This is a genomic window from Desulfosporosinus acididurans (genome assembly GCF_001029285.1).
Lineage (GTDB): Bacteria > Bacillota > Desulfitobacteriia > Desulfitobacteriales > Desulfitobacteriaceae > Desulfosporosinus > Desulfosporosinus acididurans.
In genome coordinates, this window is record NZ_LDZY01000015.1 from 21,726 (window position 1) to 39,352 (window position 17,627).

The 17,627-nt window shown below is 42.9% G+C and carries 14 protein-coding genes and 1 pseudogene; 4 read left to right on the forward strand and 11 right to left on the reverse strand.

Annotated elements, in window-relative coordinates:
• Positions 1-9: 9 nt before the first annotated feature.
• Positions 10-819 (reverse strand): ParA family protein, encoded by an 810-nt coding sequence (locus tag DEAC_RS18175; RefSeq protein ID WP_047811509.1) that lies wholly within the window; start codon positions 817-819, stop codon positions 10-12.
• Between the two features lie 437 nt (positions 820-1,256).
• Here DEAC_RS18175 and DEAC_RS24310 point away from each other — a divergent pair.
• Positions 1,257-1,408, forward strand: a pseudogene (locus DEAC_RS24310) (transposase); the annotation flags it as partial.
• 156 nt (positions 1,409-1,564) lie between these two features.
• On the opposite strand, the gene yihA reads toward DEAC_RS24310, so the two are convergent.
• The 7 genes from yihA to DEAC_RS18215 all read right to left on the reverse strand — a co-directional run bounded on the left by yihA (position 1,565) and on the right by DEAC_RS18215 (position 12,327).
• Positions 1,565-2,155, reverse strand: coding sequence for a ribosome biogenesis GTP-binding protein YihA/YsxC (yihA, locus tag DEAC_RS18185; RefSeq protein WP_047811511.1), 591 nt, complete (start codon positions 2,153-2,155; stop codon positions 1,565-1,567).
• Between the two features lie 24 nt (positions 2,156-2,179).
• Positions 2,180-4,600, reverse strand: coding sequence for an endopeptidase La (lon, locus tag DEAC_RS18190; RefSeq protein ID WP_047811512.1), 2,421 nt, complete (start codon positions 4,598-4,600; stop codon positions 2,180-2,182).
• 101 nt (positions 4,601-4,701) lie between these two features.
• Positions 4,702-6,417, reverse strand: a complete 1,716-nt coding sequence (gene lonB / locus DEAC_RS18195) for an ATP-dependent protease LonB (RefSeq protein ID WP_047811513.1) — start codon at positions 6,415-6,417, stop codon at positions 4,702-4,704.
• 440 nt (positions 6,418-6,857) lie between these two features.
• Positions 6,858-8,123 (reverse strand): ATP-dependent Clp protease ATP-binding subunit ClpX, encoded by a 1,266-nt coding sequence (gene clpX, locus DEAC_RS18200; RefSeq protein ID WP_047811514.1) that lies wholly within the window; start codon positions 8,121-8,123, stop codon positions 6,858-6,860.
• Positions 8,124-8,162: 39 nt separating this feature from the next.
• A complete protein-coding gene (gene tig, locus DEAC_RS18205; RefSeq protein WP_047811515.1) occupies positions 8,163-9,446 on the reverse strand; it encodes a trigger factor in 1,284 nt (427 codons plus the stop codon).
• A 361-nt stretch (positions 9,447-9,807) separates the two neighbouring features.
• Complete coding sequence (locus DEAC_RS18210; RefSeq protein WP_047811516.1) at positions 9,808-11,082, reverse strand: polysaccharide deacetylase family protein; 1,275 nt, start codon at positions 11,080-11,082, stop codon at positions 9,808-9,810.
• Positions 11,083-11,175: 93 nt separating this feature from the next.
• Positions 11,176-12,327, reverse strand: coding sequence for a UDP-N-acetylglucosamine--LPS N-acetylglucosamine transferase (locus tag DEAC_RS18215; protein ID WP_047811517.1), 1,152 nt, complete (start codon positions 12,325-12,327; stop codon positions 11,176-11,178).
• Positions 12,328-12,562: 235 nt separating this feature from the next.
• Here DEAC_RS18215 and DEAC_RS18220 point away from each other — a divergent pair, with 235 nt between their 5' ends.
• From DEAC_RS18220 to DEAC_RS18230, 3 genes are all read left to right on the forward strand, one after another.
• Positions 12,563-13,255, forward strand: coding sequence for a DUF421 domain-containing protein (locus DEAC_RS18220; protein ID WP_047811518.1), 693 nt, complete (start codon positions 12,563-12,565; stop codon positions 13,253-13,255).
• 40 nt (positions 13,256-13,295) lie between these two features.
• Positions 13,296-13,676 carry a DUF4363 family protein gene (locus tag DEAC_RS18225; RefSeq protein ID WP_047811519.1) on the forward strand — a complete coding sequence of 127 codons (381 nt, stop codon included), beginning with the start codon at positions 13,296-13,298 and terminating at the stop codon, positions 13,674-13,676.
• Between the two features lie 341 nt (positions 13,677-14,017).
• Positions 14,018-14,437: a hypothetical protein gene (locus tag DEAC_RS18230; RefSeq protein ID WP_047811520.1), complete on the forward strand. Its 420-nt coding sequence runs from the start codon at positions 14,018-14,020 to the stop codon at positions 14,435-14,437.
• Between the two features lie 107 nt (positions 14,438-14,544).
• Here the strand turns inward: DEAC_RS18230 and DEAC_RS18235 are convergent, their stop codons facing one another.
• From DEAC_RS18235 to DEAC_RS18245, 3 genes are all read right to left on the reverse strand, one after another.
• Positions 14,545-14,991 (reverse strand): DUF6773 family protein, encoded by a 447-nt coding sequence (locus DEAC_RS18235; protein WP_047811521.1) that lies wholly within the window; start codon positions 14,989-14,991, stop codon positions 14,545-14,547.
• Positions 14,984-15,193 (reverse strand): helix-turn-helix transcriptional regulator, encoded by a 210-nt coding sequence (locus DEAC_RS18240; protein ID WP_047811522.1) that lies wholly within the window; start codon positions 15,191-15,193, stop codon positions 14,984-14,986. The genes DEAC_RS18235 and DEAC_RS18240 overlap by 8 nt, the downstream gene beginning before the upstream one ends.
• Positions 15,194-15,546: 353 nt before the next feature.
• Positions 15,547-17,517 (reverse strand): cell wall-binding repeat-containing protein, encoded by a 1,971-nt coding sequence (locus DEAC_RS18245; protein ID WP_047811523.1) that lies wholly within the window; start codon positions 17,515-17,517, stop codon positions 15,547-15,549.
• Between the last annotated feature and the right edge of the window lie 110 nt (positions 17,518-17,627).

Here is a 17,627-nt window from a genome sequence, read left to right on the forward strand (position 1 = left end):
AACCTTCACTCAAGCTATAGAAAATACCTCTTTTACAAAAGAAAGATACTCCGGCGCATTTTTGATGTTAGGCAAACCGTTACTTTGAGCTATTCCATGTCGTATTGCCCGTTTGATCACAGTGTCAAAAACCTTTACATCCGGATTTTCAGCAAAAGATTTCCGTAGATTTTGCAGCATTACATTATGAAGGTTTGTATAATCCTGAACCATTGTTGGTAATACCCCTAGAATATTTATCTTTGCACCTTGTTCCCGAATACGCTTGACCAGGTTAATCGTGTCATAGACGCCGTCAATGGCTAAGCCCTCCGGAAGAGCAGGGATGATAATATCTGTAGATGCTAACAGGGAATTCATCGTTTGCAGATCATTACTCGGTGAAGTATCAATTAAAATATAGTCATGGAGAGCTTTTATCTGACCAATTGCATTTTTCAAAAGATAATTAGGAGCAGGAAATCGCTTGTCATTATAATGCGCCATTACAATCGAAGTTAGATCATTAAGAGAAGTGTTTGCTAAGTACAAATCCACGCCAAAGGCATTTTGCTTAATTTCACTCATTTTTGCTTTGCCAATTAAAACATCATAAATGGTTTTCTTTATATTATTTTTTTTAATCCCGAAGGAAAATGCAATATGCCCTTGAGCGTCCATATCAATAATAGCCGTCTTATATCCGAGACTAACTAACCCTACGGCCATGTTTGTAACAGTAGCCGTCTTGCCAACTCCACCTTTTTGTGATGCAACGGCAATGACACGTGCAGTTTTTATCGCTTTCATAGATTTTCCTAATCTTCTATCCCTATTCATGCCACACATCCCCTTTAACAATTGTATTATTGGTATATTTTACCATATACAAAGTCGAGTGTATATACTTGTTGCTTTTAGTTAAAGGGAACCTTCATTCGACAGATAATCTAAAGACTGATATGATATAAGACCAAAAGGCAATTAAAAAAACCGTGCTATTCTTATCAGTATGCATAAACAAAATCAGTATAACAACGACAGCACATAAAATTTGTCTTCTACCTAACGTCCCAAGCAACCCTATAGCAGGACGCAGTGTGACACAAACCCGATCTTTACGTGAGCAGACCAGAGCAAACTTCGTGAAAACGGCCAAACCTGAGAAAGTGTGTCAAAAGGACCGTCCCCTCAACATTAACCCTAAAGGCAATGAACTAAAAGCAGAGGCAAGGGCTAATCTGACCAGCGAATATGGGATGAAAATGCGTAGCTTAAGACCTATAGAGGTGGAAAGTGCTTTGGAGATATCAAAGGCAATTTTGGTGTGCGACGATTTATCCTAAAGGGATTGGAAAAGGTCAAGCTGGAGTGGGGATTACATTGTATTGCCCATAACATGAGAAAACTGACTGTCGTCTTAGGATAGACGGTCAGTCAGTTTAGCCTTCCCCATTCGAAACCTATTGAGGGGCTGTGAGAAACAAAGTTTCAACACAGCCCCATTAAATATCCTAAAGAACTATTTTATGTCACAGGACCGTACGCCGCCAAAAGCGTGTCAAAAGGACCGTCCCCCTAACACTTACACGAGTCCCATCTCGGAGAGGGATTCATTCAGTTCCTCTACACCGGCGCCTGTCTGCGCGGAAAAGGGCAGAATCAGCGATGCATCATCAATCTCCAAAGCCTTGGCTATAATCGTCAAATGCTTAAGCCACTGCCCTCGGGAAATCTTATCCGCCTTTGTCGCAACAACCATCGTCGGGACCTGCCTCATCCTCAGCCATTGATGCATTTCAACATCCTCGCGGCTGGGTGCATGCCGGATATCGACAATTTGAATCACAGCGCGCAGAGTCTCTCGCTTTTTGAAGTAGTTTTCCATCATGGAGCCCCATTGGGCATTGACCGTCTTGGCCACTTTGGCATACCCATAGCCGGGCAAATCCACGAGAAACCAAGCGTCATTGACACGGTAAAAGTTAAGAGTCTGAGTTTTTCCCGGCGTGTTCCCCGTTCGCGCCAAATTGCGCCGGCCTAAAAAGCGATTGATTAAGGAGGACTTGCCTACATTAGACCGCCCGGCCATGGCGATTTCAGGCAAACCTCCTGTTGGGTATTGTTCATATTTTACTGCAGATGCCACATATTCGGCTTTGCGAATAACAATCAAAACCTCATCGTCCCTTTAAAAAAATTAAGACACTACCGGGCGCTCTCCTGCTCCGTTATCGTTCACAGGCACTCCCTTACCGCCATACACAGTATGTCTCGAGTCATTATTGTTAACCTCATCGGATTGGGCCAAAGGAAGCAGCGCTAGTTTCAGAACTTCTTCGATGCGGCTGACAAAGTGAAATTCCAAAAGTTTGCGAACCTTCTCCGGAACTTCTTCCATATCCTTGCGGTTCTCTTCAGGCAGCAAGACCACTTTTATGCCGGCCCGATGGGCGGCCAGAACCTTCTCTTTCACTCCGCCGATGGGCAAAACATTGCCTCTGAGGGTTATTTCCCCTGTCATCGCCAAATCGGCACGAACGGCACGTTTGGAAAGAGCTGAAGCCATTGCAGTGGCCATGGTAATACCGGCTGACGGACCATCTTTGGGGACAGCGCCTTCCGGCACGTGAATATGAAGATCGGTGTGCTCATAGAAATCCTGCTCAATGCCTAACTCTAAAGCATAGGCCCTGATGAAGGTCCAGGCCGCTTGGGCAGACTCCTTCATGACATCTCCCAGTTTCCCCGTCAGGGTTAAATTCCCTTTACCAGGCAAGGGGGTTACTTCAATCGTCAGCACAACTCCACCGACTTCAGTGAAGGCCAGTCCCGTCACTGCCCCAATCTCCGGTGCTTTAGCCGCTGCTTGGAAATGATAACGAGGTGCCCCTAAGGCATTTTCGATATCCTCAAGTGTCAAAGCATGGGATTCCCAGTCTTCCTTAACCACACGAACGGCGATCTTACGGCAGACATTAGCAATTTGTCGCTCTAAATTACGTACTCCGGACTCCCGGGTGTAGTTTTGAATGAGTTTTAGCAGTATTTCCTCGTCCATAGTGAAAACTTCATCCTTAACTCCGTGAGTTTTCATTTGTTTAGGCACGAGGTAACGCTTAGCAATATTCACTTTTTCGTCCTCGGTATATCCGCTGATCGAAATGACTTCCATACGATCCAAAAGAGGACGCGGGATCGTATCTAAGGTGTTTGCTGTTAAGACAAAAAAGGTCTGTGACAAATCAAAAGGTACTTCCAGATAATGATCTGTAAAGTTAGCATTCTGCTCAGGATCCAGCACTTCAAGAAGCGCAGATGCCGGGTCACCGCGAAAATCTGAAGACATCTTATCAATTTCATCCAAAAGGAAGACAGAATTACGTGTTCCTGCTGTACGAATCCCCTGAATAATTCGTCCCGGCAATGCTCCTATATAGGTACGGCGATGTCCTCTGATCTCGGCTTCATCCCTCAATCCGCCCAGAGACATACGGACAAATTTACGATCTAAGGATCTGGCAATAGATTTCGCCAGCGACGTCTTGCCGACTCCAGGAGGTCCCACTAAGCAGAGAATCGGGCTTTTCATTTTGGGAGTCAGTTTGCGAATCGCCAAGAACTCTAAGATACGTTCTTTAACTTTCTCCAAGCCATAGTGATCTTCATTAAGTATACCCTCAGCCTTTGCCAAGTCTATTTTATCCCTGGTAGTTTTGTTCCAGGGAAGTACCAAGAGCCAATCTAAATATGTGCGCACTACCGTACCTTCTGCCGAAGAAGGAGGCATTTTTTCTAAACGTTCAATTTCCTTTAATGCCTTTTGCTCGACTTCTTTGGGGCATTTGGCCTTAGCTACCTTTTCGCGGTATTCATCGGCTTCAACTTGACGCTCATCCTTGTCGCCTAACTCTTTCTGGATCGCCTTAATCTGCTCGCGCAAGTAATATTCCTTCTGAGCTTTGTCCATCTGTTTACGGACTCGTAAACCAATACGGCGTTCCAATTCCATAATCTCGATCTCACGCATAATAAGCTCTGTCAAACGTTCAATGCGTTCGTCAATTTCTAACGCTTCTAAGATTAGTTGCTTATCAGGAACTTTGAGATTAAGATGGGAGGCGATTATATCCGTTAGCTGCCCCGGCTCTTCCACCGCTAAAACAGTTCCCAGGGTTTCAACGGGTACACGTTTACTGAGTTTAGCATATTCCTCAAATTGATGAGTCATTCCCCGAACCAAGGTCTGTGTTTCGGCAGACATAGGTTTCTTCTTCTCACTTAATTCCTCAACCCGGACTTTAAAATAAGGCTCCTCTTGAAGAAATTCGAGTACATGACCTCGATCAATCCCCTCGACTAAGACCCGCATGGTGCCACCCGGAAGTTTAAGAAGCTGTTTAATTTCCGCAACCGTCCCCATGGTATACAAATCAGCCGTCGTTGGAGAATCAATTTCTGTCTCTTTTTGCGAGGTTAACAAAATAATTCGATCTCCCAGCATAGCTTCTTCGATAGCTGCCATGGAACGCTCTCTGCCGACGTCAAGGTGAATAACCATATATGGAAAGACTAGAATTCCACGCAGCGGGAGTAATGGTAATTCACGCTCTTTGCTCATTAATATCCCCCCTAATAGATCTATAGAAAAAGACACACTAAAGCTAGTGTGCCAAACTTATCATTTACTATTCTAACATGTTTTGCCTCGTTCAAGCAAATTTACTGGACATTATTAACCACTTTATTTACAGCAAAATCTAAACAGCTTAATACTTCTTCAAGGGGCGGACGTATTTCTGTTTTCTCCAGCTTAATCTCAGAACGGAGGGCCAGCTGCAAAACTTCAGAAAGCTCCTCAACAGGAATTATCTCAATATCGCCTTCATATTCGGCAAAACGTTCCTGCCAATTTTCCTTGGGAATTAAAACTCGTTTGCATCCTGCCTGTCTGGCCGCTTCAATCTTGGCCGTAACCCCGCCGATGGGTTTTACTCTGCCCCGAATGGACAGTTCCCCTGTCATCGCCAGATAGTTATCCACGTTTTGCTGCAGGATTGCTGAAGCCGTAGCTGTCGCAATGGCAATCCCTGCAGAAGGCCCATCTATGGGAGCGCCCCCGGGAAAGTTGACATGGATGTCAAAGTTGCCGGGCTGAATCCCCAACTGTCGTCTTAAAACCGTAAGAACGTTTTCGACAGAACTGCGTGCCATACTTTTACGCCGAATCTTTTTCCCCGCATTTCCTTGTTCCTCTTCCTCAACAATACCTGTGACCAAAAGAGTTCCTGTACCCGGAGCAACAGGCAGAGCCGTTACTTCGAGTTCTAAGAGAGCACCCATATTGGGGCCATAAACGGCAAGGCCATTAACAACCCCAACACCGGCCTCTGTGGGTACTTTCCTCTCGGGACGAGGAGTGTACTGTCCTGTTGTAACCACCCATTCCACAATTTCTACATCGACCTGCTTCAGACAATCTGTTAAAGCGACCCCTGCGGCTAACTGGACCATATTGACAGCTTCTCGTCCATTGGAAGCATACTGTTTGATGACTTCAATAGCCTCGGTAGTAAATGATATTTCCATTTTCGCTGCAGCTACGCGAGCGATCTCGGCAATTTCATCAGGAAGCAAACCACGGAAATAGACCTCCATGCACCGGGAGCGTATCGCCGGCGGGATTTCTTCCGGGCTGCGGGTAGTAGCCCCGACAAGACGAAAATCTGCCGGCAGACCATTCTGGAAGATATCATGAATATGCTGAGGAATATTTGGATCCTCCGAACTATAGTAGGCGCTTTCCAGGATTACTTTACGATCTTCCAGAACCTTCAGGAGCTTATTGATCTGAATTGGATGAAGCTCGCCAATCTCATCAATAAATAAAATACCTCCATGAGCTTTGGTAACAGCACCCTGTTTGGGTTGGGGGATTCCGGCCAAACCCATGGCCCCGGCTCCTTGGTAAATAGGATCATGAACTGAACCAATCAAAGGATCAGCAATTCCCCGTTCGTCAAAGCGAGCCGTCGCCCCGTCAATCTCAGTGAAACAAGCATTTTCATTAAAAGGAGACAGAGGATTTTTCTTCGCCTCTTCTAAAATCAGGCGCGCCGCTGCAGTTTTTCCGACGCCCGGAGCCCCGTAAATTATGACGTGCTGCGGATTAGGGCCGCAAAGAGCCGCTCGCAAGGCCTTGATGCCTTCTTTTTGCCCGATAATCTCGTCAAAATGTGCCGGGCGGGTTTTTTCAGCCAAAGGCGTTGTTAAGGCAATTTTGCGCATCTTCTGCAGTTTTTCAAGTTCCTTACGTGATTCGCGTTCAACGGAGATTTTATTCCCCTGTTGTGACTTGAGCATTCCCCAAAAATACAGCCCGATGACAACAGCGAAAACCAACTGAACGACCATGACTATTCCGCTCAGTCCACTCATACACTCATTCCCTCTCAGTTTTTTCTCACTGATAGTATTGCCAGCAGTCTGAAATTAAAACATTTTCTTTCACAAAGTCCGCAAAATTAGTGAACTCAGATCGCTTAATCTGAACATCGGTGATTCGGTGTAGACTCTCCGTTCAGCCAAAGCTGAACATCGAGGCTTCAGATACAATAATGTCCAGTGGACATTATTGCCGAGCCGCCTTTCCCAATAGGAATACTTAGCGGCGAAGGAGGACTCTACCCGACCTGAAGTCAACGAAGGACCCACCCCTACTTATAGAAGTGGGGGTCTTAAAAACTAGATAAATTGATTAAGCTTAATCGCATAAAAAGGCTGCAATAAAACTGGAATAACCAGTTTTATTGCAGCCTCAACTTTCCTAAAGAATATTAAACTGTCATAGCTTGATTAACTTGATCAGGCTTTGAATTTTAGGCAGATTCCTCTTTTTTACCTTTTTTTGCCTTATCTGCCATGACGAGCACCGGCTCTTCCTTCTTCTGAACCACTTCTTGGGTTACTACGCACTTCGTAACATCTGTGCGGGAAGGAAGATCATACATGACGTTTAGCATAAGCTCTTCCACAATGGCTCTTAAGCCCCGAGCTCCGGTATTTCGGCGTATCGCCTCACTGGCAATGGATGTAAGAGCAGAATCTTTAAATTCCAGAGTCACACCATCTAATTCCATCAGTTTTTGGTACTGTTTAACTAAAGCGTTTTTCGGTTCTGTCAGAATTCGGACCAAAGCAGGTTCATCTAAAGCTTCCAGCGTCACGATTACTGGCAGACGTCCTACAAATTCAGGGATGAGACCGTACTTTTGCAGGTCAGCAGGTAGAATCTGTTTAAGAACTTCCCCGATTTTCATATCCTTTTTATTTTTGATATTAGCCCCAAAACCCATGGTTTTTTCGCCGGAACGGTTTTGAATAATCTTTTCAATGCCATCAAAAGCTCCGCCCACAATAAACAGGATATTTGTCGTGTCTAACTGGATAAATTCCTGATGGGGATGCTTGCGCCCGCCTTGCGGAGGAACACTGGCAACGGTTCCTTCAAGGATCTTGAGCAGCGCCTGCTGAACACCTTCACCAGATACATCTCTGGTTATGGAAGGATTTTCAGACTTACGGGCAATTTTATCGATTTCATCGATATAGACAATACCTTTTTCCGCTTTTTCAACGTCGTAATCAGCTGCTTGAATTAATTTCAAGAGAATATTTTCGACGTCCTCACCTACATAACCGGCTTCTGTAAGCGAGGTAGCATCGGCGATAGCAAAGGGAACATTAAGAACCTTAGCTAGAGTCGAGGCCAGCAAAGTTTTTCCCGAACCCGTTGGTCCAAGCATAATAATATTAGACTTCTGTAGTTCTACGTCATCAATTTTCATGCCGAGATTAATACGCTTGTAATGATTATAAACCGCTACGGAAAGTGCCTTTTTCGCTTCTTCTTGACCAATAACATATTGATCAATAATTGCTCGGATTTCCTTAGGCTTTAAGATCTCACCAATCTCAACACCGAGGTCGTCTGTGAGTTCTTCCTCAATAATTTCATTGCAAAGTTCAATACATTCATCGCAAATATAAACACCCGGGCCGGCAACCAGTTTCTTGACCTGTTCCTGAGTTTTACCGCAAAATGAACACTTCAGTTGATTTTTGTCGTCGGTGTACTTTGCCATCCTCTCACCTCTATACCTCAGAATTTCCCTCTAAGGCGCTTAGGCATTCTGTTCCACTAAGAAGTTGACAGTTTTTTCCTGAATCAAACTTTGCTTATAGAACTCCATCTGTCCACGCTCTAGAAGGGATTGTTTGAGCGACGCAGGGTCTTGTTTAAAACGCTCCCCAAGATTTTCTAGTCCCTCATTTACTTCGTCTTCCGTAACCGTAATTCCTTCTGCTTTTGCAACAGCTTCTAAAACTAAATCTCTTTTTACGCTTTCTACGGCTTGAGGGCGTAATCGTTCACGCATAATTTCTTCGGAAGAATTCGTAAATTGATAATACTGATCCATGTTCATTCCCTGCTGAATGAGGCTCGTGTTTAATTCCTCGAACATCTCATTAATCCTTTGGGTAAACATTACTTCCGGAATTTCAACGCTGGCATTGTCAACTACTTTCGAAATAATCGCTTTAAGGTGATCATCTTTAACTTTTGATTCAGCGATCTTCATTAATTTATTCCGCAAATCGTTTTTCAATTCATCCAGAGTCTCAAATTCACTAACATCTTTTGCAAATTCATCATCTAACGGTGAAAGCTCTTTACGCTGGATTTTTTTAACAAGACATTTAAAAACAGCTTCTTGCCCTGCTAGCTCTGCACTATGATATTCAGCCGGGAAGGTAACGTTGACATCAATATTCTTACCGGCCTCGGCACCAATCAAGCCTTCTTCAAACCCGGGAATAAACGTTCCCGAACCAATTACGAGTTCGTAATCCTCAGCTTTGCCGCCGGCAAAAGGTTCGTCACCTTTGAAGCCCTCAAAGTCGAGAGTGACAATATCTCCCTCTTCAATTTTACCATCTTCTATTATCATGAGTCTAGCATGTTGCTGCTGTCTGCCCTTTAATTCTTCGATAACTTCTTCTTCAGTGACGCTGGCAACATCTTGTTCAACACTTAATCCTTTATATTCACCCAAAACAACTTCCGGGCGTACAACTACTTTGGCTTTAAAGATCAGTTCCTTGCCTTCTTCAATCTGAACTAATTCTACATCAGGCCGGTCAACAGGGTTAATCCCAGTTTCCTGAACAGCTTGAGCATAAGCCGGCCCAATTACATGATCGAGGGCTTCATCATAGAGAGCTGCCTGGCCCACATGAAGTTCTACCAAGCGACGAGGAGCTTTTCCTTTGCGGAAACCAGGAACGTTAACTTTTTTAGCCAGATTTTTGGCAGCTTGGTTGACAGCATCGGCAAATTTTTCTGCTTCAACTGTGACTTGCAAAGCCACCACATTTTTTTCCACGTTTTCTACAGAGACTGACATATGTTCTCCCCCTTAAAACACTAATTACTCTATGTGCAAGGCAAGTTGGGATACTACGATAGTCTTACCTTTTTTTCAAGACTACAAACCCCGCTTAAGCCAAATACATCCAAAAAAAGTTTTACTTCAGCTATTATAGCTTAAATCCGCCTAAGGGGGAACATATCGTTCCCCCTTTAACACAAAGTTCCCGTTAAATGTTCAAAAATCGATTCTAAAAAATTCACTAGCCAATTATACCAGACTTAGGCCTTGTAATCAAATACAAGACAAATAAGTTCTTACTAAATAAGTTCTTACTAATTTAGCTCCTTATATGCCCCATGTTCGATCCCTATTAGATTCAAGTTAGGAATTTATGTCACGAACTATTTTTACCGGATTTAAGATCGGAAGCGGCATAAGAAAGCAACTTTTCCCGGCTAATCCATACCAGCTTCGTTTTATTGCCTAATCGTTCATTTTGACGGTCCTTGCCTGCCGGATGATATATGCGCATAATCATCATCTGCAGAAGGGCTATCCCCCTGCTCTTCCACGTCTCCGGCAAATCCTGAACCGTGAAGCCAAAACCTTTGACACCTCGATAGAGCAACGTCTCACCTACGAACACCTTAACATCGGAATATCTAGGATTATGTGCAATATAACGGGCCAAATCCGGCATTGATATTCGAGCTTGACGCAAGGCCTTGAGGGCCGTTTTCTGAACATCTCGGCCTTTGGCCTGAAGCCGAATATTATCCATATGAATTTCTGCTGCCGGATCTCCTTTCCGAGCTAATAACCGTCCGTCTTCAGAATAAAGTTTCGGTCCATCATAAACTGTTTTTTCCAAACGAAAAATATTGGTATCATCAACCCGATCTACATGATGTGTTTTAGCGTAATAGTGTTCCCATTTTTCCCAAATCCTGAAGGTCAGACGCTGGCCCAAGGACCAGTCCGGAAAGTCCAGGGGGACAAAAGGCAATTTCAAGTCGCGAGGAATTCGTTCTGCTAATAAATCCAAAGCGGCCAGAGTATTTTCCGGAGCTCCGCTTTCTCCGCCGCTGTCATGCATCACGACGATTGAACCCTCATTAACCCTTTTCATGATTCGGGCTGAAATATCTTCAGGTGAGCGCCGAACCTCCCAATCGTGGCCCTCCGCGTTCCACAACACCGCCCTCATATGATGTCGTTTAAGCCACAGCCAGGTCACAAGATTAAAGGTCCCCCAAGGCGGACGCATCCAAGTGATTTTTTGACCGAGAATTTGTTCCAAGACACGAACACTTTCCGTCCATTCTTGAACTGTTTTCCGCGGGGAGGTAAACCAGGCATAGCGATGGCTGAAAGAATGAACACCAATCTGATGTCCTTCCCCAGCCATCTGCTGAATCAATTCCGGATACTGCGCGGCCTTTTCGGCAATCACGAAGAAGGTTGCAGAGATCTTATGGCGTTTTAGTGCTTGCAATAAACGGGGAGTAATCAGCGGATCCGGGCCATCATCAAAGGTGAGGGCTACTCCTGGGCTGAATTGTCTTCTCCAGCTCCCAATACCCCAACGGTGGAGAAATAAGTCAGGAACGATCGTATAGATCGCCGCGCCTATTAAAATAAAACCGAGCAACATAGTTCCCCAAAACATGATCTATCTCCCTACCATTAAGCTTAACTAGTGAACTCCTTCAGCTCAAGCTGAAGTTTACGAAGGACCCACCCCCACTTATAGAAGGGGGGGCTAGCCGATCCTTTGCGCGCTCCGCCGCTCTTCCACAAGACGCAGAATTCCTTCTACGGCACGCTCAGCAGCACGGCCAGGAACAGCTTGAGCCGCTGCTCGGCACATTTGCTCTACAGCCTCAGGATGCTGCAAAAGGCTGAAAATTATCTTCTCTAACCCTTCTTCATTATCGGCTGCTCGGCCAGCCCCGATTTTCTCAAGATAACGGGCGTTCTCTTCTTCCTGACCGGGAATAGGTTTGAAAATCACCAGCGGCAGACGTTTGGTTAAGGCTTCCGAAACTGTAAGCCCGCCTGCCTTAGTAATAATGATATCTGCCGCACTCATTAACTCCTCAACATTGTTGACGAAACCAAAACGCACCAGCGGATTCTTACAGTCCTCAACTAAAGAATCCAGAGCCTTGTATAATTTTTCATCCTGCCCGCAAACTACGATAGTCTGAAGAGATATTGCGGCTTCGGATAAAGTCTTACAAATCCATTTGGCACCGCCCAAAACTCCATAGGCTCCACCCATTACTAAGACCGTTGGCAGCTCCGGATTCATTGTTAGATTCTGTAAGATCATCCGGCGGTCTAATTTCAATTCAAACTTAGGACTTACCGGAATTCCAGAGATATGAATTGTTTGAGGATTTATTCCCCGAGCCACTAACCCTTTATAAACGTCTTCACAGCCTACGATGTAATGGTCAACCCCTGGGTGAATCCATTGGCTATGTACCGCATAATCCGTAACAACGGTCACCAAAGGAACATTTAAAACTCCACGAAGCCTCTGTTGAGCCAAAACACCTGCTACTGTGGGATAAGTACAAATCACAAGATCTGGTTGCAGCACCTGAATAAATCTCACGAATTCGCGGCGTCCCAAGCCGTTTAAAAAGCGCTGAAATAACGAATCCGGGGGAATCTTAGACGTCCGATAGTAAAACTTGCCCCATAGTCTGGGGGTATGTTTAATGAGTTCAATATACGTATTTTTAACAACTGAATTAAATGTCTTGCTTAAAAAAGCTCCAAAGTCCAGGTGGGTAATTTTCACGTTCGGGTCCTTAGCACGCAGGGCTTCAATAATTGCTTCTGCGGCGCGAACATGCCCAGCGCCAAAGGACGCTGAAAAAATCAGCACATTTAATTGTTCCACGAACAAACCTCCTCGTTATTGACTGTATGTTTGTTAGATTTGTTACAGGAAAAGTAACCCTCTGAAAAAAACTCTGTTCTTGACCATTATACCGTGAAACTAGCAATTCACCAAATTATGGTGAAAATGTGAAGAAGGAATGATGATTCAAAAGGGATAACAGACAAAATTTGAGGGAACTATACTTTTTGCAAGGAATCGTTAATGCTCAAATCGTCCAAAAGGAGTATCGCAAATGATCATTGTTGTACTTAGAACTCTGATATTATATGGCTTAGTTATTATTGCCCTTCGTTTAATGGGGAAAAGGGAGATAGGTCAGCTGCAGCCTTTTGAACTGGTCGTTATTATCATGATTTCAGAGTTGGCTGCCATTCCGAGTGAAAATATCGGTGTCCCCCTTCTCAGCGGTATTATTCCCATTTTAGTTCTGCTCCTAACAGGCATCACCTTGGCTTGGATTTCTTTAAAAAGCGAACGGGCCAGAGCTATTATCTGCGGCACACCAAGTGTCCTTATCGAACGGGGAAAAATCTTAGAAGATGAGTTGAAAAAAAATCGTTACAGTCTTACTGATTTACTTGAAGAACTGCGTATTAAAAATGTACCCAACATCTCCGAAGTTGAATTTGCAGTTTTAGAGACAAACGGACAACTAAGTGTTTTTCCCAAATCTCAAAATAGGCCTACAATTCCCAAGGATTTTATGCTAAAAACTCAATACGAAGGACTGCCTTTAACACTTATTATGGACGGAGTTCTAAATCAGAAAAATCTGCGGCAAAGCAATAAAGATCTCAACTGGTTAATGAACGAACTAAAAAAACAAAAGATTGACCGCCTGGAGGGCGTCCTCTTGGCTTCTTTGGATAGTTCGGATACACTTTTTGTTCAAACTAAAAGCAGTTCGAATATTAAGAACAAGTAAACAAAATCAATCATTAAACATAATATCGAGGTGAAACTTTTTGCGTACCCATATAACGGTTGTCATTATCCTTATCCTCTTGCTCGGAGGATCTTTGGTATCTTATGAATTTATTCAAAGAACAACTCAAAGTCTTGACTCCCAGATCTCAACCGTCGAACAATCCATATCCGGCCAGCAATGGGCCATGGCTCAAAATAAATTAAAGGAAACTCAACAACGCTGGGATAAAAATAAAATCTGGTGGACCATTCTTCTCGATCATCAAGAAATCGACAAAATTGATTTCAGTTTATCTCGCCTTGACAAATACTTAGTAACCCAAAACCTTCCCCTTTCTCTTGGTGAAGTTTCAACCTTAGAACTCTTGATCAGTCACATTTCGGAGACAGAAAAATTTACACTCGAAAACATTTTATAGAATTAATTTATAGAATCAATTTCTCGAATAATTTCTCGAACTCCTATCCTATAAGAGTTTAAAATTGTTTAAATTAGTTCAGTTAAAAATTGCTAGTTCATACATAGCGCAGGCATAAAAATACGTATGTTAACTTCAGGTGGAGTAGAGTCCTCCTTCGCCGCTACGTATTTCTATCGAGAAAGGCGGCTCGGCAATAATGTCCACTGGACCTTATTTTATCTGAAGCCCCGATGTTCAGCTTTAGCTGAACAAGTTCACTGTATTTACGCCGTCGTTTGACATCATATTTGAATATATATTAAAATTTAATAGTATTATACTTACAGAGGTGAGATGGCGTGAAAAAAGCATTCTATTGTTTAATGGTATTAATGATCTTAACAGCCGTAGTTTCGTGTGGTACCAAACCCCCCAATACAACAGCTAATAATACTGCAAATACTTCTTCTAATTCCAGTAATGCCAAAACCTATACAAAAGAATTCTCATACCTCCCCGCCTACAACGGTATCAAGTCAGCAGTCTCCTATAAACCTGCGAGTACTGCGCAGCCCCTCGGCAAAGCAACATACATTATCCAAAACGCAAAGGATACCCAAGTATTTGAGAATTATGAGGCCCTTTTAAAAAAGGACGGCTGGACAATTACTCATGAAGAAAAAGTTATTAATTTTTCAGCGAAAAAGCAAGACCATATTGCCAATATTTCCATTTCCATATATGGTACCGGAGTAATGCTAACCATTGAGTCAAAATAGAAAGTTTCAACCATAAAAACAAAGGAGTCTCGATTATCGAGGCTCCTTAAAGCACAAAAGCAGCAGCTCATTTGTCTAGACCAGAGCAAATGAGCTGCTGCTTTTTTCTATTTATCACATGCCTGCTCAAGTAATTCTTTTCTTTTTTTATATAAATAACTTGTAAACTGTAAGGCGGCCAAACAGAGCAAAAATGTGGAGATACCAATAAATGCAGCCGTCGGAAGTACTAAACCGTGCTGATTATTGAGATGAAATTCGATTCCGAAGATTACAAACACAGCCAAGCCGGCAAGCAAGCTCATCAAAGTATTCGTTTTTAAGTTCGGTTTTAAGCGTCTGTCCCAAATCCCGTTCTTGATACAAGCGATTAACGTATAAATACTAAGCACCATAAGAATAACCCATTCTCCGGCTAACTGTTTAAAATCGGCACCCAAACATGTTTGAATCATAATAGCTGCCACAAGACCCCAAAAGGCCAGCCACATGCCGTTATGTTCGATACTCAATAATTTCTTTTCTTGCATCTCATCCAGATTGTTTTTACGCATCTTCGTTCTCCTCCCCAAACAGCTCATCAAGAGATTTCCCCAACACCCTGCATATATTGCGACATAACCTGATTGTTGGGTTATATTCGCCCTGTTCTATGGCGTTCATCGTTTGACGAGATATTCCCACGGCTTCAGCTAAAGCCTTTTGGGTCATATCAAGTTCTGCACGAGCAACTTTAATTTTTAAGTTTCTGGCCATATTATCACCTCGAATATAACTATAATGCATATATGAATTAATGTCAAATATATATTACATTAAACCTTAAATATATTACATTAAACCTTAAATATATGACATTACCCAAAGAGTTATTCAAAGTGCCTTTAAAAGGAAAGCTCTTAGCTTCGAGAAGCATTCTCATTTTTAATACGCTGCAATGAGAATAAGACATTTTTCATAGCTTCATTCAGGACCATCGAACATAAAAAAACAAACAGTAAAGAGAGGGCGTTATTTCCCTCTCTTTCTCTGCTGTCCTATTCATTGCGATGGTCAACTGATAGAAAACTTAGCTTTAGTTCATGATAATGAATTTAACCGAAAAATCCTTATAGGCTTAAAGTTGCGGTTGTTGTAACATTGCTATTCGAGTCAACACCGGTTATTGTAACGTTTGTGAGCGATAGGGGATTAATATTCGAAAAAAATCTCAATTGGATTAAACCATTCCGTGCTGTAATGGTGCCCACATTTGAGGTGAATTGAATATTATTTGCAAGATATGTGTTTGTAATATCAGCGCCATATTGATCAGTCACAATATATGTTGCATAACCAACTGTGTTATTTCCATCAGCAGGGGTTGTCGCCAGTTTCGTTGAGTTTATCGTAATTTTACTGACCTTTTGATCTGAATATTGACTGGGGCTTGGATTTCCAGACGTCGAATTATTAGCAGGGGCAGGAGAACTTGAAGGGCCGGTACTGGAAGAAGTATCAAGACTCACAACTCTGCCGGTGATTAAGTCTACGAGAGTAATAATCGGTTTATTCGTATCTGAAGAAGAGTTATAAGTTATCGTACCGAGACCTTTGCTTGGATCTAAAGTAATTGATGAACTTACCGAGGCAACGGCTGATAACTGCGCAGCTGGAACGGTTGACGTAATATCTTTGCCATTTTCATCGAGTACCTGAAACTTAAAGGTTGCAGTAGTCGCCCCAGTTTTGGAAAAATTGCTCAAGCTAAGAGTCCTACGGTTTCCAATTATGGTATTTCCATTTGCAGCAGCATCAGCCGAGGAAGAATCGTAGCTCACAACTCTGCCGGTGTTTAGGTCCACAAGGGTTATAGTAATCGGTTTATCTACATCTGAAGAAGAGTTATAAGTTATCGTACCGATACCTTTACTTGGATCTAAGGAAATCGATGATTTTACGGAAGCAACGGCTGATAATTGTGTTGCCGGAACGGTTGACGTAATGTCTTTCCCGGTTTGATCAAGTACTTGGTACTTAAAAGTTGCAGTGGTCGTCCCAACTTTAGTGAAATCACTTAACTTCAGAGTCTCCTGGCCTGAAGTATTCGCAGAACTAAACGAATTCAGATCAGTAATTACCGATTCAGGAATAATCCCTGTCCCGCCAAATACATAAACCTTACTTGCCTTGGTAAACCTTTGCTCATAATAACTTCTCGTATTTGTCGGAGAATCAGTATTAATAAGGACTAGAGGTTCAGATAGTTTTGCACAAAAGGCTGTTCCTGTTAAGGCATCAGCAAAGCCCTCACCTGTGGCTAAACAGACACTGTCTGACTTGAAATCCGTATTAAATAATTGATTTACGGCTATGTTTCTGGCATATTTATCAGCCCCTGGGATCCGTTCAGCATTTGGGAACTGTTGGGCAACTTGATCGCTAATGATGTCCGAACTTCCAACAATATAGGTTTTGCTGATATTGAGCGTTGCAATGTAATTCTTAACGACATCAGGTATAACATCATGTGGTACAAGAATAATTGGACTTTGCTTTAGGGAAGCGATGGAGCCGACGGATAACGCGTCGGGATAGTCCTCGCCGGTGACAACAAACAAGGTTGAAGGATTCGGACTCACTTGTTGGGCAACTTGAATCGCAGTCGCATACCGATCAATCCCATAAATTCTTGTTGTCTGCAGGCCCATCGTTTGAAGTTCAGACTCGACCGCTTGAGATATTACTGCTGTTCCGCCAATAATTTTTACGTTTTTTACGTGCAAATCTAACAATGTTTGCTTCGTAGTTGTTGGCAAACTGCCGGTATCTGTTAATAAGATAGGAGCATCAAATTTCTTGGCTAAAGGGGCAGCAGACAGCGCATCAGGATAGTCTCCCCCGAAGGCCAAAACAGCATAATTAGACTGAGACCAGCCCGACACAGCGATCTGGGATGCTGTTTCGTAACGATCAACACCTGCTAAGCGAGTAATCGTTGGCGAAGAATTTGCTAATGTTGCTGCAGGAAAAACAAAACTGATAAGGGTAATTAGACTTAGGATTAAACATAATCTTGAGTTTCTTTTCCATAGAGACATATTGATAATTCACTTCTTTCATATTTTATTAACTAAAGTATAGTACTTTGTCCACGGGATTTTTTGTCGCAAGATGTAACATTTTATCCTTAATAAAAATTTAATATTTA

Bases quoted from the DNA above. Each gene is read 5' to 3' on its own strand.
- DEAC_RS18175 (WP_047811509.1), bottom strand. From the start codon at position 819: ATGAATAGGGATAGAAGATTAGGAAAATCTATGAAAGCGATAAAAACT.
- lon (WP_047811512.1), bottom strand. From the start codon at position 4,600: ATGAGCAAAGAGCGTGAATTACCATTACTCCCGCTGCGTGGAATTCTA.
- lonB (WP_047811513.1), bottom strand. From the start codon at position 6,417: ATGAGTGGACTGAGCGGAATAGTCATGGTCGTTCAGTTGGTTTTCGCT.
- clpX (WP_047811514.1), bottom strand. From the start codon at position 8,123: ATGGCAAAGTACACCGACGACAAAAATCAACTGAAGTGTTCATTTTGC.
- tig (WP_047811515.1), bottom strand. From the start codon at position 9,446: ATGTCAGTCTCTGTAGAAAACGTGGAAAAAAATGTGGTGGCTTTGCAA.
- DEAC_RS18210 (WP_047811516.1), bottom strand. From the start codon at position 11,082: ATGTTTTGGGGAACTATGTTGCTCGGTTTTATTTTAATAGGCGCGGCG.
- DEAC_RS18220 (WP_047811518.1), top strand. From the start codon at position 12,563: ATGATCATTGTTGTACTTAGAACTCTGATATTATATGGCTTAGTTATT.
- DEAC_RS18235 (WP_047811521.1), bottom strand. From the start codon at position 14,991: ATGCGTAAAAACAATCTGGATGAGATGCAAGAAAAGAAATTATTGAGT.
- DEAC_RS18240 (WP_047811522.1), bottom strand. From the start codon at position 15,193: ATGGCCAGAAACTTAAAAATTAAAGTTGCTCGTGCAGAACTTGATATG.
- DEAC_RS18245 (WP_047811523.1), bottom strand. From the start codon at position 17,517: ATGTCTCTATGGAAAAGAAACTCAAGATTATGTTTAATCCTAAGTCTA.